Source organism: Streptomyces sp. NPDC051452, from assembly GCF_044454765.1.
Taxonomy (GTDB): Bacteria; Actinomycetota; Actinomycetes; order Streptomycetales; family Streptomycetaceae; genus Streptomyces.
This window is the reverse complement of sequence record NZ_JBITEB010000001.1, coordinates 1,222,754-1,242,363: the sequence shown is the minus strand read 5'-3', so window position 1 is coordinate 1,242,363 and position 19,610 is coordinate 1,222,754. Positions and strand designations below refer to the sequence as shown.

Below are 19,610 nucleotides of genomic sequence, written 5' to 3'. Positions count from 1 at the left end.
ACCGCAGCACCAACTCATGCGGCATGGCAGCGGCCGGCACGGGTGTTGCCGCTGGACGAATGCTCCACTTCTGGCGCGCATGATGGATGTTTTACCCTCTGGCACAGTCACCGGCCGGGCCTTAACGTCGGCACACCTTTCCAAAACGGCTTTCCGTTGCCGCCTCACACCCCCGCGGCGGCAGCGGAGCCGTTCTCCCTTCGCGCCATCACGCGCTCCATCGCCCGCGTCCGGGCCCAGGCACTTCGTTGGAGCACCCCCTTGTCCGAGAACTCCCCCGCCACGTCGTCGCCGTCTCTCACCGAGGTGGAGGCCTACGGCGTCGAGCGCATCCCCGACGTGGACCGCTCAGCGTCGCCGGGCGACCTGTTCAGGGTCGCCTTCGGCGGTGCGAACACCTTCTCCACCTGTGTCCTGGGAGCCTTCCCCATCCTTTTCGGCCTCTCGTTCTGGCAAGGGCTGGCGGCCACCCTCCTAGGAGTCGTCGTCGGCGCGCTGATCCTGTGCCCGATGGCGATGTTCGGTCCGGTCAACGGCACCAACAACGCCGTCGCCTCCTCCGCACACCTCGGCGTGCACGGCCGGGTCGTCGGTTCGTTCCTGTCGCTGCTCACGGCCGTCGCGTTCTTCTCCATCTCGGTGTGGAGCTCCGGAGACGCCCTGGTGGGCGGCGCGCACCGGCTGTTCGGACTGGAGCAGAACAATCTGTCGTACGTGGTCGCGTACGGGCTCTTCGGCTGCCTGGTGCTCGCGGTGTGCGTGTACGGGTTCCGGTTCATGCTGTTCGTCAACAAGATCGCGGTGACCTCGGCGACCCTGCTCTTCCTGCTCGGCGCGATCGCCTTCGCCGGTGACTTCGATCCCTCATACGCCGGTGCCTTCACGGCCTCGGCCGACTCGGCGACGCGGGCGCTGTTCTGGCCCTCCTTCATCGGCGCGGCGCTGATCGTTCTGTCCAACCCGGTGTCCTTCGGCGCGTTCCTCGGCGACTGGTCGCGCTACATCCCGGCGAACACCTCGCGCCGCAAGGTTGTCGGCGCCGCGTTCCTGTCCCAGATTGCCACCCTGCTGCCGTTCGTGTTCGGGCTCGCGACAGCCAGCATCATCGCGGCCAAGGCACCGAAGTACGTCGATCCGGCGGCCCCGGACTTCGTGGGCGGCCTGCTGGCCATCTCACCGAGCTGGTTCTTCCTGCCGGTGTGTCTGCTTGCCCTGATCGGCGGCATGTCGACCGGCACGACGTCGTTGTACGGCACCGGGCTCGACTTCTCGTCGGTGTTCCCGAAGCTGTCGCGGGTACAGGCAACGATCCTGGTCGGAGTCCTGTCGATCGCGTTCATCTTCATCGGCCGCTTCGGCTTCAACCTGGTGCAGTCCATCTCGACGTTCGCGACGATGATCATCACCTGCACCACGCCCTGGATGGTCGTGATGATGCTCGGGTTCTACACCCGGCGCGGCTGGTACGACCCGGACGCCCTCCAGGTCTTCAACCGCCGTCAGCGCGGCGGCCGTTACTGGTTCACGCACGGCTGGAACTGGCGCGGAATGACGGCCTGGTGGGTGGGTGCCGTGGTCGGTGTGCTGTTCACCGACATCCCCGGCCAGTTCGTCGGACCGCTGGGCGATCTCGTGAACGGCGTCGACATCAGCCTGCCGCTGTCGCTGGCCGTCGCCGCCGTGCTGTACCTGGCGATGGTGCGGCTGTTCCCCGAGCCTCGGGCGGTGTACGGGCCCGATGGCCCGCGGCTGGCCCGTTCGATCGATGTGCCGGTGCCGCCGATCACCGGTCCTGGTACGGACAGCGAGGGCACGCCCGAGGCCCTCGCCGTCGAAGGCGGTTGATGCGCTGATAGCGAGCTGGCTCGACCTGTCCGTGCCCGTGGTCACCAGGATGCCGGTGACCCGGGATGGAGGTCTCCGGGGCGTTGCGGGTCGCCGAGCACGAGGTGAACGTCCTGCGGCTGCGCATGGGGTCGCAGTACGGGACGCATGTCGACGCGCCCTACCACCTGGATGAGGCGTGGCCCGCACTGGACGATCTGCCGCTGGAGCGGTTCGCGGGGCCGGCCGTCGTCACCGAGGTCCACGGTGTGCCCGTGCGGGCGCCGATCACTGCCGGCCTGCTAGGCAATCCGCCGCGACCACGGCCTTTGCCGCCTCGGGCGTGAGCCAGGGATGGGCGAGGTCGTCGTCGGTTCCCCAGTATCGCGACCACCCGGTGGCCGGCAGCAGGATCGAGCCGGGCCGCGGCCGCAGCAGCTCCAGGGCGGAGGTGATCGGGCCCAATTCAGTCCAATCCGGCCGTGCGGGCCACCGCGCCGCCCAGCAACGCGCATGAGAAGACCGCCGGCAGGATCGAGATAGCTCGTCGCGACCATGACTCCGGCAGGGATCAGTGAGGGCACAGACCCATTTCTGTTCGTTCGCCGGGAACGCCGGGGAGATCGGAGAGCCGAGCCAGGGCCGCGTCGTTCAGGTGATGTGTCCTGGTTGAGCACATGATGCAGCACCAGCACTGCCTGTTTGAACGGGCCCAGCGCCCGGGTGCCCTTGCGGGTGCCGAGTCGCTCGCGGTGTTTGGGCGAGCAGCTTCCCGAGGTGCTCGGCGGTGGCCCTGCTGACGTCGAGCACGGCGGTGTAGGTGACACTCGTCAACGCGTGAAGCCTCTTGCCGGGAACGTGATCTTCGCGGACCTGTTCCTACCAGGGGCTTCTCGTGTTCCTGACGTCAGGTCAGTCTCCGCAGGGGACACTGACGACTCGTCACGTAGCGCAACGGTCACGTTGCTGAGAAGACCTCACTGTGCGCCAACGTACAGTGAACATTCCCTGCGTGCCCTGGCATTTTCGCCGCCCAAGCGGAGCCGACCTCCCCTCTTCGCGCGGGCCTGTGTCGGCCGTGGGGAACCCTGTGACAAGATCCGCTGGCATGTCATCTGTCATGTCGTCTGCCGTGCCTTCGTTTCCTTCGTCGCCCACGGGCCCCTCAAGAACCGGTCGCCGTCTGCTGGTCGCCCTGCTCGCGCTGCTCGCGACAGCAGGCTCCACCGTGGCCGAGGCCGGCACGCCGTCCGGTCCGGCGCCCGGCGCCGCGGTGAGCGCGGCCGAACCCGCGACGCCCGACCGCCCCAGCTACGACGTGAAGCTGCGCGCCGACGCCGACGGCTCCCACTGGGCGGGCCGGCAGACGGTGTCCTTCCGCAACGCCTCCAGCCGGCCCCTGCGTGAGGTGTACATACGTCTGTGGGGCAATGGCGAGGACGGCTGCGGGACATCCGGAAGACCGTCCCCCGTCCGCGTCTCCCACGTGCGCGGCGGCACTCCGGGCCGCCCCGGCGTGAAGTGCACGGCGTTGCGCATCGCTCTGCCGAGGCCGCTCGCACGCGGTGAGCGGACTGCCGTCTCCTTCGACGTGGCCCTCACCGTGCCCGCACGCAACAACCGCTTCGGCCGCGAAGGCGCGTTCCGCTTCCTGGGCAACGCGTTGCCGGTCCTCGCCGTGCACGACGCGAGGGGGTGGCACCTCGATCCGTATGTGTCGTACGGCGAGAGTTTCTACACCCTGGCGAGCGACTTCCGGGTGCGCCTCGACCACCCGTCCGCCCTCAAGGTCCCGGCGACCGGCAGCACATGGACCCGCCCCGGCGGTACCGGGCGTACGGTCAGCCACAGCGTCGCCAAGCGGGTGCGGGACTTCGCATGGGCGGCGGGCCCGTTCCGCACCGCGACCCAGACCTCGCCCGACGGCGTGCGCGTGAAGTCGTACTGGTCGCCGAACACGCCCGCCGCCGGTGTCCGCCTCAACCGCAAGGACGGCGTCGCCGCCATCGACCGGTTCGGCAGGGAGTTCGGCCGCTATCCGTACGGCGAGATAGACCTCGTGATGACCCCCGGGTTCGCCGGCGGCATGGAGTACCCCGGCCTGGTCATCCTCGGCACCGAGGAGGAGGGCGGCGCCACCGTCCATGAGATCGCCCACCAGTGGTGGTACGGCGTCGTGGGCAACGACGAGTACAACTCACCCTGGCTGGACGAGAGTTTCGCTCAGTACGCCAACGCGCGCTACTACCGCTGGGACGGATTCGAGTGCTCGCCGAACAACTCCTGGCCGAGCGCCACCGCCGCGCTCACCAACTCGATGGCCTACTGGTCTACACACCGTGGCGAGTACTCCCAGGTCGTGTACGGGATCGGCCCCTGCGTCCTGGCCGACCTGGAGCACGTCCTCGGGGCCGGCACCATGGCGCGCCTCATCAAGAAGTACGCCCACGACCACTGGTACGGCGTCTCCACCACCGTCGACTTCAAGAAGGCCGCACAGTCGATGACACACAGGGACCTCGGCCCCTTCTGGCAGAAGCACCGCATCCGCTGAAGTCGCACTCCGCTCGCGGGTGACGGGCGTACCCCGTCGGCGCCACGATGACGGGGTACGCGGGCAGGGCGGCGTCGTTCCGACGGTGCATCCGGGTTGATGGGGCTTCAGGAGCTGGGGCAGAACTGCGGGGTGGTCGGCGGGGGCTGACGCGACGCCAACCGTCCACTGATCACCCTCGGCATCATGTGATCAACCAGGACACATCACCTGAACGACGCGGCCCTGGAGAGCCGAGCAGACCGGATGTCAGAGATTGGCCAGTCGCCGGCTTGGCTAACCACCACCAGCGGCTTTCTCTTCATTACCGACATTATCGACGCCACCGGACTTCAGGGGAGCGCGAGCACCGCGGCGATGGCGGAGCGGAGTTCCTGGTCGGCGAGGACGGCCCGGTAGTCCCGATGGTTGGAGAGCCGCAGATCGCGGGCCCCGACGAGGCGCAGCGCCTGCCGTGCTGCGGGCGTGACCGTGCCGATGCGCAGGAACCCACGGAGTGCCTCGGCCAGGTCGCCGTAGCGGTCGTCGTCCCCGGTGAAGCGCAGGACGACCTCCTCCAAGACCGCCAGGCTGGCACCCGGATCGCAGGTGATCGCCCACAGGGTGACCGCCGCCGTCGCCCTCCCGTACTCGGTGCTCTCCATGACCTCACGCACCCGTGCGGCGTGCGCCGCGGCGGCGGGGCCGAAGTCGGACAGGAAGCGGACCGGTCCGTACGGCGACGCCTGCTCGTCGTGCACCGCCTCACCCAGGAGCCTCAGGGCGGTGCCGTCGTCACCTCCCGCGATGCGCCACGCGGCCCACGTAATCCTGTGGTGGTTGGCCGGGTGGTCGAGGACGACCGCGTCGCGCACGGCGGACGCCGTAGAGGCGGCTGCGGGGCCCATCGCCAGCAGCACGTCGACCACCCGCAACGAGTACCGCGTGTCCTTCAGGAGTGGCAGGACGACCGGGAGCACGGGCAGCGCGTCCGGGCCCCACTCCTCGGCGACGTGCAGCAAGGTGCCCATGATCTCGCCGTGGTCGCCGTGTCGCTCGTGGTCCTTCCGCACCTCCTCCAGCAGCGCGGGCAGCAGGACGTCTGCGTGCTCGCGCAGCGGCGCGAGGACTTCGTGCATCTCCGGCCGGCGCGGATCGCCCGCTGTCCAGCTGCGCCCGAACTGCTCCCGGTAGGGCGCCCAGAGAGACTCGACCAGACCGGGGAGGCCGCGGGGGTCGCCCAGCCGGACCAGGGCCCAGCGCGCGAAGTCGCCGACGGTCCCCTCGATCCAGGAGATCTCGTCGGTTCCGGGATCGTCGAGCAGTGCCGCCAGGCGGTCGGCGTACGGGCCGGAGTCAGGGGCGAGCATCGCGAGGAGGTGCGCGGCCTTGAGCCGCACGCAGTCGTCGGCACAGTCCAGCAGCCGTGCCGCGAGGGGCAGCACCGTCGGTGCCGCGGAACGCCGCAGCACCAGGTGCCGCCACGCCTCGTCCAGGACGACCCGGCGCAGCCCGTCGTCCGCGGTGCGTTCCGCCGCCTCGGCCAGCCGGGTCACGAATGACAGGGCGGCCGGGGGAACGTGGTCGAGGAGACCGGACACCCATGCGGCGACGTCGTCACGGGTGAAGGGCATCTCGACGTCCGGCAGCCACCAGATCCGCTCGAACCGGGGCCGTACGGCAGGATCGGCGAGGACGTCCAGCAGCAGGTCGGCGTGCCGGAGTGGGGCGGCGCGGTCGAGGGAGGCCTGGGCGATCACGGCCGCGACCTTCATCACCGGCTCGTCGTCGCTCAGCACCCGGCTCAGCACCGCCTCCACCACGCGGGTGAACCGGTGCCGGCCGCCGGGAGACCCGGTCTCGGGCGCGTCGGCGGTCGTCGCGGCGCGGGTGCCCAGAGCCAGCAGGAGGGGCAGACGTACGGCCGGGGCCCTCTCGCCATGCCACCGATTCAGCAGCGCGTCGTCGTCCCCGAGGAGGAGGGCGGCCCGCCGGACGCTCGGCGCGGGGTCCGCGAGGAGCGCCGTGATCTTGTCGTCCTGACGCCGCCACTCCTCCCACCACGCTCCGTGCCTGTCCTGTTCACCGGCCTCGCACGCCGCACCTTTCAGGGCGCCGAGCAGTTCGACGAGAGTGACTCGTGCGCCGTTGGCGGGGTCGGAGGCGAGCGCCGTGAGGAACGGCAGGGCCGCGACCGCGGCCGACGGCAGCCCGCCCCCCGGGGCGAACAGGCAGGAGTACAGCGGGTGGCAGTCCTCCTCCGTCGCCGCCGGGCCTCGCCTGACCAGGTGGCGCAGCGCCTGCGGGATCTCCTTGACCGGATGGTGCTCCGGCACGCCCGTCCGGAAGCGGCTCCAGTCCACCGCGTCCACCGCCTCGACCGAAGTCCCCGCCACTACCACCCCGTAAGTCCGCCGTACGTCGACCGACTGACATCCTGCCATCCACCCACCGGGGCACCGAACAGCTGTTCAGTGTTCGAGTCGTCCGGCTGTTGACCCTCGACTTGGTGGAGGGCTCAGAGTGCTGGGTGTGGAGAGCGAGATGCGCAGTATTGGTGAGATGGCCCGGGACAGTGGACTGAGCGTGAGCGCCCTGCGGTTCTACGACGGTGCCGGCGTACTGGTCCCGGCCTGGGTGGATCCGGTGAGCGGCTACCGCTGGTACGGCCCGGAGCAGCTTGAGGAGTCCCGGTTGCTGGCCCGGCTGCGCCGGGCTGGTATGCCGTTGGCGGATATTCGGCTGGTACTGGCCGGATGGTCCGGTGCGGACACCGACCTGGTGCGCAAGCTGCTCCAGGCGCATCTGCGCCGTCTCGAACTCGGGCTGTCCGATGCCCGCAATGAGTTCTCCACGATCCGAGCACTACTCGAATGCAGGGAGAACCCCATGACTTCGCTCCGCACCACGACCGTCCGGTCGGCTGTCTTCGCACCCGACTTGGCCGCCGCGCTGGACGCGGTCCGTTTCGCCGCCAGTACCGACCCGGAGCTGCCGATGCTCGGTGGTGTCCTGTTCGACATCGAGGGCGACATGTTCCGTGTCGTGGCCACCGACCGGTACCGGATGGCTGTCGCACGGGCCGCTGCCACCGGGCATGGCGGCCCCCGTGTGCAGATCATCGTGCCGTCCCCGCTCGTCGACGCGATGCGGGCGCTGCTGAGTGACGACGCATCCGTTCAGCTCACGGTGGATGGTGACCGCGTGGCCTTGGAGACGGGGAACGGTCAGGCAGCCGGCCAATGCCTCGATCACGACTTTCCTGATTACCGTCGCCTCATCCGCCTGCCGGCAGGGCGCCGTGCCCTTGTCGATGTCCCGGCTTTCCGGGAGATGGTGGAGACCGGTCCCGTCCGTGCGAGCGAGGTGCGCGAGCAGGACGGCGTGCCCTGTGACCTCACCGTGCTCAAGGTGGCGGCCGACGGCGTGGTGACCGTCTGCGAAGACGGTGACGACGATCAGGACCGTATCGCCGTCAACCGTGAGTTCCTTCTGCAAGCCCTCGCCGCCGGAGCCCGGGACGAACTGCTGCTGGAGTTCGGCGCCCCTACAGCACCCCTGGCGATCCGCCGTACCGACACGGAGGACACCTTTTCGCTACTGATGCCTGTCCGCCTGGAGAACTAACCACGCGCGGCTGGACCCCGCCCCTCCACTGGTCAGGCTGCCGGGGCGGTCAGGGCGGCCTTGGCCGCCAGGCGGAGATTCCTGATCATCGGATTCGGGTCGCCCTTGCGGCTGACCAGGACGACCTGGCTCGGGGGAGCGCCCTCGACCGGGACGGTGACGAGGTCGTGACGCAGTGAGCTGCGCCGATCGCCGACCGGTAGCACGGCGATAGCCCTGCCGCTCGCGACGAGTTCGAGTTTGTCCTCGTAGCTCTCGATCGGCGGCACTCCGGCCCCGAGGACCCGGTAGGAGGTCCACTCCACGGTCTCGAACGCGCACGGCGCCGCCTCCTCGCCAGCCAGTTCCTCCGCGGTCACCGACGCGCGGTCGGCCAAGGGATGGCCTCGCGGGACCACGAGCATCCGGGGCTCCTCGTACAGCGGGGTGGTGATCACGTCGTCGGTGGCGAGCGGCAGCGGAACCCGCGCGATCAGGGCGTCGACGCGCTTGTCGGACAGCGCCCCGACGTCGCGACAGCTCAGGTACCGGGTGGCGATCTCGGCGTCCGGGTAGCGGCGGCGCAGTTCCCGTACGGCGGCAGTGATCACCAGGTCTTCGACGTAGCCGATGGCGATTCGTTCGGTCTCGGCTTGTTCATGCACGGCCAGTTCGGCCTGGCGGGCGGCCTTCAGCAGGGCTTGGGCACGGGGGAGGAATTTCTGCCCGGCCGGAGTGAGCCGGGTGCCCTTGGGCTCGCGGTCCAGCAGTCGTGCGCCGAGGTACTTCTCGAGCCGTTGGATCTGGCGGCTCAGCGCCGGCTGGGCCACGTGCAAGTCGGCGGCGGCCCGGCCGAAGTGCCGGTGCGCCGCCACCACGGTGAAGTAGCGCACCAGCCGCAGTTCCAGGTCTTGTCCGAGATCGTTCACCCTTCCAGCGTAGGCGTCATGCCGTTTCGGAATGATGAGGTTGCCGAACCGGTCTTGGACGGCCATGCCGTCCTGGGCCTTGACTGAAGGAGCAACGTTTCCCGAAGAAGGCGACAGGTGCGATGAAGGCTATCCAGTTCCACGAAGCGGGCGGGCCGGAAGTTCTGCGGTATGACGAGGTACCGGTTCCCGAGATCGGCCCCGGCGAGGTGCTCGTCCGGGTGCACGCGGTGGGCATCAACCCGCCGGACTGGTACCTGCGTGAGGGGCTGAAGGTCATGCCGGCCGAAATGAGGCCGGCGCTGGAGTTCCCCCTGATCCCCGGAACGGACATGTCGGGCGTAGTTCAGGCGGTCGCTCCGGACGTGCTCGGCTTCGCCGTCGGTGACGAGGTCTTCGGCATGCTGCGGTTCCCCGGATTCGACGGCCGGACGTACGCCGAGTATGTGGCCGCGCCGGCCTCGGACCTGGCTCACAAGCCGGCCGGTATCGACCACGTGCGGGCGGCTGCGGCGCCGATGGCCGTGCTCACGGCCTGGCAGTACCTGGTTGATCTCGGCCACGAGGTGCCGTCTCCTTTCACCGGTCAGGTGCACCGGCCGGTGCCGATCACGCCAGGGATGACCGTGCTGGTCAACGGGGCCGCCGGTGGAGTGGGCCACTTCGCGGTGCAGCTGGCGAAATGGAAGGGCGCACATGTAATCGCGGTGGCCTCGGGCCGGCACGAGCGGTTCCTGCGCGAGCTCGGCGCCGACGAGTTCATCGACTACACCAGGACGCGGGCCTCGGACGTGGTCAGCGGTGTCGACCTGGTGATCGACACCGTCGGCGGCCCGGACAGTTCACGTTTCCTGACCGTACTCAAGCGCGGCGGCACCATGCTTCCGGTGTTCTTCGCCCAGTACGACCCGGAAGAGACGGCGTCTCTGGGCATCACGGTCTCGAACATTCAGGTGCGTTCCAACGGCCCGCAACTCGCCGCGATCGGGCGCCTGTTCGATGAAGGCAATCTCCAGGTGGGGGTGGAAAGCACCTACCCGCTGCCCGACGCGCGCAACGCACACACGCGAGCCGCGCAGGGTCACATCCAAGGCAAGATCGTGCTGACGGTGGTCTCGTAACGGCCGAACTCCAGACAGCCGGTGCCGACCACGACGTTGCCCAGGTGGTGCCGCACTCTTTCGGGCTGGGCCGTGTTCCCGGCACGGATGAAATCGCGCGGGTCCGTCCGCACAGCGGCCCACCGTGCAGCATCGAGGCGGTCCCGTGGACGTATGGGTGAAGCGGCCGGAAGGCGCCGACTACGACACCCCGCCGATGGCCAGCGCGGTTCGCGCCAGCCCGCGCAGCCAGGCGTGGGCGTGGTCGGTGTCGTAGCGCTGATGCCACGACAGGTATATCGGTGCCGAGGGCAGTTCGAGTGGGAGTGGGAGGACGACCAGGCCGAGGTCGGCGACCGCTGACCGGGTGGTGGCTTCGGGGACACTGACCAGGAGGTCGGAGCCGCGCGCGAATTCCAGCGCGGCCGCTTCCGTGGGCGCGGTCGCCACCACGCGGCGGGTGAGGCCGAGCCGCGCGAGGGCGTCGTCGAGGGCATTGCTGAGGTTTCCACGTCGCGAGACGGTGACGTGGTCGGCGGCGGCGTACCGCTTCGCGGTGACGGTCCTGACGCGGGTGAGGGGGTGCCCCTGCCTCACGACGATGACGAGGCGGGTCTCGCCCACGTTCTCGGCACGGATGTCCGGTGCGCTCGGGCGGTTGGCGTTCGCCTCCAGGTCGACCTCGCCGCGCCGCAACTCGGGGGTGTCGACGCCCGATTCCGCGACGAAGCGCAATCGCACGCCCGGCGCCTGTCCGCGCACGGCCGTGAGCAGTGCGGGGCCGCTCAGGGCGACCAGGGAATCGTGCCAGCGGAGGGTGAAAGTGCGCTCCAACGTTGCCAGATCGAGTTCACGGCTCGGCGCCAGCACCCCCTGCACCTGGTGCAACAGCTCGTGGACCTGTTCCCGGACAGCGATCGCGTACGGCGTCGGGGTCATCGTGCGGCCGGTGCGCACCAGGATCTGATCCCCGGTCGTGCGCCGAATCCGACCCAGACTCCGGCTCATCGCGGGGGCGGTGACGTGCAGACGCGCGGCCGCCCCGGCCACACTTCCCTCCTCCAGCAGCGCGTCGAGCGCGGTGAGCAGATTCAAGTCCAATTGCATGTGAGTAATTGTATTCGTGCCTGACATGCATTTGAAGTTAATGAATGGGCTGTATAGCTTCGAGACGAGAGCGCAAGACGGAACGAACACCTTGCCCCGACCAGCCTCATCCCCCCCTTTTCACACGGGAGTACCACCATGTCCGAAACGCTTCAGACCACTGACGTCGCCGCCTCCGACGCCGACCTGCTCGGTCAGACCGCGATCGCCGTGCGCGCGGCCGGTTCGGCGCTGGGCGAGCGCTTTGGCGAGGTGGTCCGCTACCAGACCCGCGAAGAGCTGATGCGCGCGCTCGCCGCCAACGACGACACGGCCCTCGACATCCTGCGCCCCCGCCTCACGCGCCTGCGCCCGGACGCCGGCTGGGTGGAGGACGAGCTGGACGGCGGGGCGCTGCCGCCCGGCGAATGGTGGGTCGTGGATCCGGCCGAAGGTAACGTCAACCACCTGCACGCCCTGCCGGAGTGGGCGGTGACCGCCACCCTCGTGCGCGAGAACCAGCCGGTGCTCACCGCGGTCCACCTGCCGTTGACCGGCGAGACCTACACCGCGCTCACCGGCGCGGGCGCCCACCTCGACGGCCGGCCGCTGCACGTCTCCCAGACCGCGGACCTCGGCCTGAGCATCGTGGCCACCAGCCAGGCCCGGCCCGACGAGGACGAGAAGGTCGTGCGGCGCGTCGGCTCCTCGATCACCGCGATGCTCTTCGACGCGCTCGTCGTCCGCACCGCCGTGCCCGCGACCCTGCACCTGCTGAACGTGGCCGCCGGCCGGATCGACGCCTTCTGGCAGTTCGCCGGCGCCCGCGCGGACCTGCTTCCCGGAGCGCTGCTCGTCACCGAGGCCGGCGGACGGATCTCCGACGCCGAGGGCCGCCCCTGGACCCCGCAGAGCGAGAGCTTCCTGGCCGCCGCGCCCGGCGTCCATGCCGAGGCCGTCGCCACGCTCTCACGATGACCGCGCACCACAACCCGCCCCCACGAAAGGACCACATCATCATGACCACGATCGCAGTTCTCGGAAACGGCCGCGTCGGCGGCAACCTGGCCACAGCCCTCGCCCGGGCAGGACACGAGGTGACCGTGGCGGACCGCACGCCGGGCGCCGCCGCGGACGCCGCCCGGACAGCCCGGATCGTCGTCAACGCCACCCCGGGCGCCGGTTCGCTGGACCGGCTCGCAGCTCTACGCGTAGAGCTGCGGGACAAGATCCTCGTGGACGTCTCCAACGCCACCACCGACGGACCGGATGGACTGCCCGCCGACCTGATCCACCCCGGCTCTAGCCTCGCCGAACAACTCCAGGAAGCGCTCCCCGAGACGCGCGTCGTCAAGACACTCAACACCATGCTCTTCCCGGTGATGACCGCGCCGGCCACGCTCTCCCAGACGCCGACCGCGTTCCTCTCCGGCGACGACCCGCAGGCCAAGCAGACCGTCCGCGAACTGCTCACCGACCTCGGCTGGCAAGAGGACTGGATCGCCGACCTCGGCGGGATCCAGACCGCCCGCGCCACAGAGGCCGCGATCCTGTTCGTACCGCACGTGATTCGGTCCGGCGGATTCGCGCCCTTCGCGATCTCGATCGCCCGCTGATCCGCACACAGTGCATCGCCGGGGCACGGCATCACGCAGACGAAGTTCGACAAGCGGGTGGAAGAGGCCGCTGCATGCCGCTGCACACCTGCGATCACCACCGGGGACACACCGCGCTGAAAGGTCGACCACCCGCCGGCCGCGCCCCCAACGTCCCGGGGCAGCAAATCTAGAACGGTGTAAGGGTCAGCTAGAACGGTGTCAGGGTCAGCCGGATCCCGGTGGGTGCGGTGTCCTGGATGTAGGACGCGAAGTCGGCGACATCGTCGAAGGCGAAGCCGTAGGCCTTGCCGTCCTGTGTCGCCGCGTGAACGGCCTTCGCGTAGTGGTTCGTCAGGTCGGTCCGGTAGAAGGCCGATGCGTCGGTGACCGGCTGGGCGGGGTTGCCGAGCAGGGTGGAGCGGTTGAAGCCGGCGCCCAGGACCGCGGCGACAGGACCGGTGGTGCCGTCGTTCGGGGCGGCGAGGTTGCCGTCGCAGAACAGGACGTCGCGGGTGGACGGTTTGCCGAATGCGACCTGGGCCGGACCGTCGAAGGTGAACTTGTCGGCGCGTACCCGGCCGGTGAAGGTGCCCGCGTTGGTGGCGACCGTGAGGTCCTTACCGGTGTAGGTGCTCCACACCTGGTCGATGTACGGGGCGAAGTAGTCCTTGGCGAACAGGCCCGCGTCGAGCCCGTGGCCGGGAGCGATGACACGAAGGTCGTCGACGACCAGGGGGGCGAACTCCGCGACCTGCTTGACGGCGCTGAACACCGCGGCCCGGCCGCCGTCGCGCAGGGTGCCCGTGGTCTGGTCCTTGGCTCCCGTAAGACGGATGCTCATCGGCACGCTGAACATGTCGACCATGGTCGTGTTGCAGAACATGCCCGAGGCGTTGTGGGTGAACTCGGCGCAGTCGTGCAGGACGCGGTAGTTGGGGTCGGAGGTCACCCAGCCGGCGGGGTACTGCAGTGCCGCGTTGCCGTTCCCGTCCGCGACGGCCTTGAACTTCAGTTTCTCGCCCAGCGACACGTAGATGCGGCCGGACATGCGGGGCAGCGTGAGGCGGGCCTCCCCGCTCGCGGGCAGGGAGAGGGCGTAGTCGGTGAAGCCGTCCGCGCCGTTGTCGGACAACGATATCGGGGCCAGGGTGCCGTCAGGGGTGACCCGGACCTGCTTGCCGTCCTGGTTGCCGACGATGTAGACGTGCACCGAGGCGTTGTCGAACGAGCCGCTGTTGTTGACGATCGTCAGCGGGAGCGACCCTGCCGCTGCGGCCTTCGTAACGTTGTCCGTCGTACCGGCGAGGGCGTGGGGAGCCAGGGCCGCCGCGGCGGGCGCCGCTATCGCCGCTCCGCCCAGGGCGACGAGCAGCTTGCGGCGGCTGAGACTGCGCTGATGACGTGGTGCCATGTTCTTGTGCCTTTCCTTGGTGCGTGTGCCTCGTGGAGGCGAGTGGGGGGTGGGGTGGTCGTGGGGGTGGACCGTCCGCCGTGCGGGGGTCAGCCCACGGTCCACTTCTGGTTGGCGGTGCCGCCACAGGTCCAGATCTGCAGCCGGGTGCCGTCGGCCGCCGAATTGTCCTTGGCGTCGAGGCACTTGCCCGCACCGCTGTTGGTGAGGTCGTGGGCGGAGGTGTAAGTCCACTGCTGGGCCTTGCTGCCGTTGCAGCCGTAGAGCTGGACCGGGGTGCCGTCCTCGGTGGAACCGCCGCGTACGTCGAGACACTTGCCCAGCGCGCGCAGGGTGCCGTCACTGCCCAGCGTCCACTTCTGGGCGTCGACGCCGTTGCAGTCGTGTAGTTGGATCGGCGTCCCGTCCGCGGTGGAAGCTCCGGCAACGTCGACGCACATTCCGCCGATGCCCTTGATGACGCCGCCGGCGCCGGTCGAGCCGGTCGAGCCACCCACGTCGGAGGTCGAGGCGCGGACGTAGTCGACGGTCATCGTCTGCGGGAAGGAAGTGGCCGAGTCGGGGCTGCCGGGCCAGTCGCCGCCGACGGCGAGGTTCAGGATGAGGAAGAACGGATGGTCGTAGACCCACTTCTTGCCACCGAGGTCGGACGGCGTGCGGGTCTCGTAGGGGTGGCCGTCCACCGACCAGGTGATCGCCGCCGGGCTCCAGTCGACGGCGAAGACGTGGAAGTCGTCGGCGAACGCCTTGCCGTCAGGGAGGGTGTACGCGGCACCGAGCCCGCCGGAGCCGGAGTAGCCGGGGCCGTGGATGGTGCCGTGGACCATGCCGGGTTCCTTGCCGACGTTCTCCATGACGTCGATCTCCCCGCTGTCTGGCCAGCCCGCGTTGGGGAGGTTGTCACCGAGCATCCAGAAGGCCGGCCACATCCCCTGGCCACGGGGGATCTTGATACGGGACTCGAAGTGCCCGTACTTCTGGGTGAAGCCGCGTGCCGTGTTGAGGCGGGCCGATGTGTACTGGCAGGTCCCGTTCCAGCACTGCAGCCCGGAGTCGGTGTTCTTGCGTGCTGTGATCACCAGGTGGCCCTGGCCGTCGAGGGCGGCGTTCTGGTTGCCCGGTGTGTAGTACTGCAGTTCGTGGTTCCCATTGCCCGAACCGCCGGTCTCGAGCGTCCACTTGGTGGGGTCGGGAGCGCTTCCCGCACTGCCGTCGAAGTCGTCGGACCAGGTCACCCCGGTGGGTGCGGCGCTTGCCCGGTTCGCCCCGGATCCGGTCGTCGTGATGAGGAGGACGGTGACGAGTGCGGCGGCGACCAGTGAGACCAGTCCGCCGAGCGTCCACCGCCTAGCGCGATGAGCTGCCATGGCTGGGATGACACCTTGTCTGTGGGGGTGCAGGTGGTTCCACCCGTACGGCGGGCCGCGAACGACGAGGCAGATCGTTCCGCGTGAGAGCGCTCTCTCAGCTGTGGTGAGCCGCGGGGGGATCCCGATGGTACGCACGACCGTTGCCTCGTCCAACTTGTTCAGGCTGCCACCAAACCCCCCTGAACTGCGGTTACTTGGCGAACGAACCGAGACTCAAGAATGCTTAAGAAGCGTTTAAGCCTCACTTAAGAAGGGCGACTCTCCGAGACCACCCGCCGGACTGGTCAATTCCGCTGATGTGGCGGCATTCGCACACAAGGGCCGCGGCCAGCCCGCAGACGGGGCCGACAGCGCAATTGAGACAGGAGACGCTTCCTTCGGCATGGGGAAGCGACCGGCTCGGCCGACCCGCACTCCCAGCCTGGCTCGCCAAGAAGGTGTGGCAAGGTCACCCAAAGGCAGCGAAGTCCGATCGGACGTGACGCCCTTCACGGGAGAGGGCCGACATACCCCGGAATCCTGATGGGAGGGTCAGCAGCCCTCTCCGTATTTCCGAGTGGTACCCACGCTGCTCTGCCAGCGGCAGAACAGCAGCCGGGCCAAGCTCGACGATCACTACAGTCCCGTCTCATGACGACGATCACGACGCGTACAGTCGAGTATCCGGGCGACGGTTTGACGATGATCGGGCACCTCGCGCTCCCGGCCGGTGTCCACCGCCGGCCCGCGGTGCTGCTCGGACCAGAGGGCATGGGGCTCAGCGACGTCGAGCGCCGCCGGGCCGATGCTCTCGCCGAACTGGGATATGTAGCCCTGGCCTTCGACCTTCACGGCGGGCGCTATTTGGCGGACCCGGAAGAGATGCTGGCGCGTTGCCTGCCGCTGCTCGCAGATCCCGACCGGATGCGGGGCATCGGCCATGCGGCGCTCGACGTGTTGCGCACCGAACCGCGGGCCGACCCCGACCGGATCGCCGCCGTCGGCTACGGCACCGGGGGCGCCGTCGCGCTGGAACTGGGGCGCGGCGGCGCCAGCCTGCGCGCGATCGGGACAGTCAACGCGACGACCACGGGCCGACCGGGCGAGGCGGCACGCATTCGCTGCCCGGTGTGGGCCGGGGTCGGGTCGGAAGACCCGATCATGCCGCCCGCGCAACGGGACGCGTTCACCGCCGAGATGCAGGCCGCGGGCGTCGACTGGCGCCTCACGGTCTACGGCGGCGCCTTGCACGCCTTCCACCACCCGCCGGTCGACCACCCCACGGTCCCCGGCGTCGGCTACCACCCGCAGCACGCGAAGCGAGCCTGGCGCGACGTCGTCGACCTGCTCGCCGAGTGCCTGCCCCTGACGGGGGGTCTGGGGCAAGACGCAAGTAAGCATGCCGGCACCGGGCGCTGACCGTCCCCTCCTCTCAAGGCCGCACAGCAGAAGCGCATTCTGACGGATGCAAGATCACGGAAAGGCGTCGTCAACTGCCGCGACGCACACCGTATTTACGGTGCGGCAGAGGCCCCCCACGGTGATCACCGCGACCTGTGGCGGGGCAGGCAGGCCGCCGGGGCGACGTGTACACATTTGCCACGGCAGTGCCGGAAGGCAGGGCGGGCGAGACGCTCGAACCGGTGAGCGAACCCGGGCGCGGGGGCGCGCTCCGCTGGGGACGGCCACAACCCCTCCCGTTCCAGGAGATCTCCGCCGCGGCGACGGCGCCGACCACGGGTGGCTAACCACGTGTTCCTCGACTTCATGCACGAGGGAGAGGTCCGCACGGCGGCGTTAACGGTGCACGACGGCGGCGCGGCCGCGGCGCCTGGGCGGCACGGTGAGGAGACGCCCGCCGAAAGCGGAGACCGGACACGCGACCGAACCCGCGCGCCGCTGAGGCGGAGGAGCTCCCAAGTCCACGTCCGGGCTCGACCGGGGCCCGCTTCACGTAACTATGTGATCATGATATACACGTCCCCCACATCTTCTTCACTTTCAGTTTCCTAGGCTGGGACTCCTCGTGAGCGCTGCTGGTTCCGGCAGGCGGGTGCAACCTGCCCGCCCGGGTGATCCTTCTCGTATCGGCCCCTACCGGATCATCGGCCGCCTCGGCTCCGGCGGCATGGGGACCGTCCATGCCGGTCTCACCGCCGACGGCCTCAGGGCCGCCGTCAAGGTGATCCACCCTGCGCAGGCCGAAGACCCGGATTTCCGGGCCCGGTTCCGCCGCGAGGTGCAACTGTCCGCGCGCGTGCAGGGGCCCTGCCTCGTGCCGCTGCTCGCCGCCGACCCCGAAGCCGACGCGCCCTGGCTGGCGACCGCCTACGCTCCAGGCCCTACCCTCAACCAGTATCTGGCCGACCACGGCCCCCTGACCGGCGGCACCTTGTACGCCTTCGCGACGGGCACGGCCCAAGCACTGGCGGCCGTCCACGAAACCGGCGTCGTCCACCGGGACATGAAGCCCCAGAACGTCATCCTCACTCCGGGCGGCCCTCGCGTCCTCGACTTCGGCATCGCCCGCGCCGCCGACGGCACGAGCGTGACCCGCACGGGCGTCATGACCGGCACCCCCGGCTGGATCAGCCCCGAGTACTACCGCACCAGCACCGCAGGGCCGGAGGGCGACATGTTCGCCTGGGGCGCGCTCGTCGCCTACGCCGCCACCGGCCGGCTCCCCTTCGGCGCCGGTGCGCCGGACGTGGTCGCGTTCCGTGTGATGTCCGGGGAGCCCGACCTGGACGGTATTCCCGAGGAACTGCGCGAAGTCGTCGAGAGTGCCCTCGCGAAGGAACCCGCCGACCGGATATCCGCCGCCTCGGCCGCGCAGGAGTGCTCGCGTTTCCTCGCCGCCCAGGCCACCCAGGTCCTCGCGCGCGGCGACGGACCGGCACCCACCGAGGTCGGCGAACTGGTCACGGCCGTCTGGGAGATGCCCGAGGTGGACGACCCCACCTGGCACGCCCCCTCCGCATCCTCCCGCAGACGGGCCGTCACGACCGTGCTCGTGGCCGCCGCTGTGATCGGTGCTCTCGTCGGCGGCGCCTTGGCCTTTCCGGCCGCCTTCCCGAACGGCGGGGACCGTGGCGGCGCCGGCGACGCCGCCGCCGGCCGGTCGACCGCGTCCCCGGCCCGGCACGCCGGCGGCGCCACCGGGCCCACAGGGCCCACAGGGCCCACAGGGACCACTAGCCCCGCTGCGGCGACGCGGACCGCGGCCGATCCGCGCGGGATCCGCGTACCTACCGATCCGCTGGCCGGCGTGGCCCACCCCGCCTTCACACGGGCCGGTGACGAGGCCCAGCCGTCGGACGACGAGTGGAGAGCGAGCACCACCGCCGGCACCCAGGAGGAGAAGGACACCGCCCGGGCGATCGAGGACGCCGCGAGGTCCATGCTCGCCACCAAGGGCCTGGACTACCTCACTGCCACGGTCACGTTCAACCGGCGTGCGCAGACCGTGATGGTGACCGGCGGGCCGGTCTCCCAGCTGCCGGAGGACGACCAGGAGGTGTTCCGCAGGGCAGGAGAGATGGCATCCTGCACCACCCTCGCCCACCGTCTCCAGGCCGGCCCCACCACCTGGCCCTACGGCCGTTACTCCGTCTTCTGGAAGAACTCCGACGACGACACGGAAGCGGACGTCCTCGGCTTCGGCCAGGCCACCGACGGGTGTGACAACGAGGTCGCCGGGCAGTGGCACGGAGACGAGACCGGCATGGCGACCGCGCAGATACCCAGTGCCGACAAGGACGAGATCCGGGTCGCCGACGCCACGGACAAGGCCATCACCGCCGCGTGGAAGACCCGGGTCGCCGAGGGCTACGGCGTTGACCCCTCCGCCGCAGACGACGACATCAGCCTCGGATTCGACCCGGCCGAGAAGGCCGCCTACGTGTGGATCCAGGACACCTATGGAGCACTGATCGGCCGCGCCCAGAGAGACAACTTCCAGGATGTCGCCCGGAGGACCACCTGCCGGAAGCTGAGGGACGAGTACAGCAGGAACCAGTCCTGGCGGTACATCCGCTGGTCCGTGGCCGTCTACGGCGGAAACATGGGAACCCCCGAGTTCATCGGCTCGGGCGACTGCCTCTCCTGACCCGGCCGGGCGGCGTGACGACGCCCCGAGGACGAAATCCCTGGCCCTCCCCCGAGAGAAGCACCG

At 69.6% G+C, this 19,610-nt stretch carries 14 protein-coding genes and 1 pseudogene; 9 read left to right on the top strand and 6 right to left on the bottom strand.

Features of this window, described 5'->3' with window-relative positions; all coding sequences use genetic code 11:
- The first annotated feature begins 261 nt into the window (after nt 1–261).
- Nucleotides 262–1,845: a purine-cytosine permease family protein gene (locus ACIBA9_RS05265; protein WP_399360021.1), complete on the top strand. Its 1,584-nt coding sequence runs from the start codon at nt 262–264 to the stop codon at nt 1,843–1,845.
- Nucleotides 1,846–1,910: 65 nt separating this feature from the next.
- A complete protein-coding gene (locus ACIBA9_RS05260; RefSeq protein ID WP_399359948.1) occupies nt 1,911–2,171 on the top strand; it encodes a cyclase family protein in 261 nt (86 codons plus the stop codon).
- A 321-nt stretch (nt 2,172–2,492) separates the two neighbouring features.
- On the opposite strand, the pseudogene ACIBA9_RS05255 reads toward ACIBA9_RS05260, so the two are convergent.
- Nucleotides 2,493–2,658, bottom strand: a pseudogene (locus ACIBA9_RS05255) (IS5/IS1182 family transposase); the annotation flags it as partial.
- Nucleotides 2,659–2,944: 286 nt separating this feature from the next.
- On the opposite strand from ACIBA9_RS05255, the gene ACIBA9_RS05250 reads away from it, so the two are divergent.
- On the top strand, nt 2,945–4,378 hold the full coding sequence (locus ACIBA9_RS05250; RefSeq protein ID WP_399359947.1) for a M1 family metallopeptidase: 1,434 nt from the start codon (nt 2,945–2,947) through the stop codon (nt 4,376–4,378).
- 332 nt (nt 4,379–4,710) lie between these two features.
- Here the strand turns inward: ACIBA9_RS05250 and ACIBA9_RS05245 are convergent, their stop codons facing one another.
- A complete protein-coding gene (locus ACIBA9_RS05245) occupies nt 4,711–6,753 on the bottom strand; it encodes a hypothetical protein (RefSeq protein WP_399359946.1) in 2,043 nt (680 codons plus the stop codon).
- 136 nt (nt 6,754–6,889) lie between these two features.
- Between ACIBA9_RS05245 and ACIBA9_RS05240 the strand changes: the two genes are divergently transcribed.
- On the top strand, nt 6,890–7,984 hold the full coding sequence (locus ACIBA9_RS05240; RefSeq protein WP_399360020.1) for a MerR family transcriptional regulator: 1,095 nt from the start codon (nt 6,890–6,892) through the stop codon (nt 7,982–7,984).
- Between the two features lie 32 nt (nt 7,985–8,016).
- Here ACIBA9_RS05240 and ACIBA9_RS05235 read toward each other — a convergent pair whose 3' ends face one another.
- Nucleotides 8,017–8,892: a LysR family transcriptional regulator gene (locus ACIBA9_RS05235; protein WP_399359945.1), complete on the bottom strand. Its 876-nt coding sequence runs from the start codon at nt 8,890–8,892 to the stop codon at nt 8,017–8,019.
- A gap of 122 nt (nt 8,893–9,014) precedes the next feature.
- On the opposite strand from ACIBA9_RS05235, the gene ACIBA9_RS05230 reads away from it, so the two are divergent.
- Complete coding sequence (locus ACIBA9_RS05230) at nt 9,015–10,013, top strand: NADP-dependent oxidoreductase (protein ID WP_399359944.1); 999 nt, start codon at nt 9,015–9,017, stop codon at nt 10,011–10,013.
- 180 nt (nt 10,014–10,193) lie between these two features.
- On the opposite strand, the gene ACIBA9_RS05225 is transcribed toward ACIBA9_RS05230, so the two are convergent.
- Nucleotides 10,194–11,099, bottom strand: a complete 906-nt coding sequence (locus tag ACIBA9_RS05225; protein ID WP_399359943.1) for a LysR family transcriptional regulator — start codon at nt 11,097–11,099, stop codon at nt 10,194–10,196.
- Between the two features lie 138 nt (nt 11,100–11,237).
- On the opposite strand from ACIBA9_RS05225, the gene ACIBA9_RS05220 reads away from it, so the two are divergent.
- Nucleotides 11,238–12,056, top strand: a complete 819-nt coding sequence (locus ACIBA9_RS05220) for a 3'(2'),5'-bisphosphate nucleotidase CysQ (RefSeq protein WP_399359942.1) — start codon at nt 11,238–11,240, stop codon at nt 12,054–12,056.
- Between the two features lie 41 nt (nt 12,057–12,097).
- A complete protein-coding gene (locus ACIBA9_RS05215) occupies nt 12,098–12,694 on the top strand; it encodes an NADPH-dependent F420 reductase (RefSeq protein ID WP_399359941.1) in 597 nt (198 codons plus the stop codon).
- Between the two features lie 190 nt (nt 12,695–12,884).
- Here ACIBA9_RS05215 and ACIBA9_RS05210 read toward each other — a convergent pair whose 3' ends face one another.
- Both ACIBA9_RS05210 and ACIBA9_RS05205 read right to left on the bottom strand, forming a co-directional pair.
- Nucleotides 12,885–14,087, bottom strand: coding sequence for a glycoside hydrolase family 64 protein (locus ACIBA9_RS05210; protein ID WP_399359940.1), 1,203 nt, complete (start codon nt 14,085–14,087; stop codon nt 12,885–12,887).
- 89 nt (nt 14,088–14,176) lie between these two features.
- Nucleotides 14,177–15,454: a ricin-type beta-trefoil lectin domain protein gene (locus ACIBA9_RS05205; protein ID WP_399359939.1), complete on the bottom strand. Its 1,278-nt coding sequence runs from the start codon at nt 15,452–15,454 to the stop codon at nt 14,177–14,179.
- Nucleotides 15,455–16,087: 633 nt separating this feature from the next.
- On the opposite strand from ACIBA9_RS05205, the gene ACIBA9_RS05200 reads away from it, so the two are divergent.
- Both ACIBA9_RS05200 and ACIBA9_RS05195 read left to right on the top strand, forming a co-directional pair.
- Nucleotides 16,088–16,855 (top strand): dienelactone hydrolase family protein, encoded by a 768-nt coding sequence (locus tag ACIBA9_RS05200; protein WP_399359938.1) that lies wholly within the window; start codon nt 16,088–16,090, stop codon nt 16,853–16,855.
- Between the two features lie 607 nt (nt 16,856–17,462).
- The gene (locus ACIBA9_RS05195) at nt 17,463–19,544 is read left to right on the top strand and encodes a serine/threonine-protein kinase (protein WP_399359937.1); all 2,082 of its coding nucleotides are present in this window, start codon (nt 17,463–17,465) and stop codon (nt 19,542–19,544) included.
- The last annotated feature ends 66 nt before the right edge of the window (nt 19,545–19,610 follow it).

What these genes read in the sequence shown, in the direction of transcription:
- ACIBA9_RS05260 (WP_399359948.1), top strand. Translation starts at nt 1,911, where the DNA reads ATGGAGGTCTCCGGGGCGTTGCGGGTCGCCGAGCACGAGGTGAACGTC.
- ACIBA9_RS05250 (WP_399359947.1), top strand. Translation starts at nt 2,945, where the DNA reads ATGTCGTCTGCCGTGCCTTCGTTTCCTTCGTCGCCCACGGGCCCCTCA.
- ACIBA9_RS05230 (WP_399359944.1), top strand. Translation starts at nt 9,015, where the DNA reads ATGAAGGCTATCCAGTTCCACGAAGCGGGCGGGCCGGAAGTTCTGCGG.
- ACIBA9_RS05225 (WP_399359943.1), bottom strand. Translation starts at nt 11,099, where the DNA reads ATGCAATTGGACTTGAATCTGCTCACCGCGCTCGACGCGCTGCTGGAG.
- ACIBA9_RS05220 (WP_399359942.1), top strand. Translation starts at nt 11,238, where the DNA reads ATGTCCGAAACGCTTCAGACCACTGACGTCGCCGCCTCCGACGCCGAC.
- ACIBA9_RS05215 (WP_399359941.1), top strand. Translation starts at nt 12,098, where the DNA reads ATGACCACGATCGCAGTTCTCGGAAACGGCCGCGTCGGCGGCAACCTG.
- ACIBA9_RS05210 (WP_399359940.1), bottom strand. Translation starts at nt 14,087, where the DNA reads ATGGCACCACGTCATCAGCGCAGTCTCAGCCGCCGCAAGCTGCTCGTC.
- ACIBA9_RS05205 (WP_399359939.1), bottom strand. Translation starts at nt 15,454, where the DNA reads ATGGCAGCTCATCGCGCTAGGCGGTGGACGCTCGGCGGACTGGTCTCA.
- ACIBA9_RS05200 (WP_399359938.1), top strand. Translation starts at nt 16,088, where the DNA reads ATGACGACGATCACGACGCGTACAGTCGAGTATCCGGGCGACGGTTTG.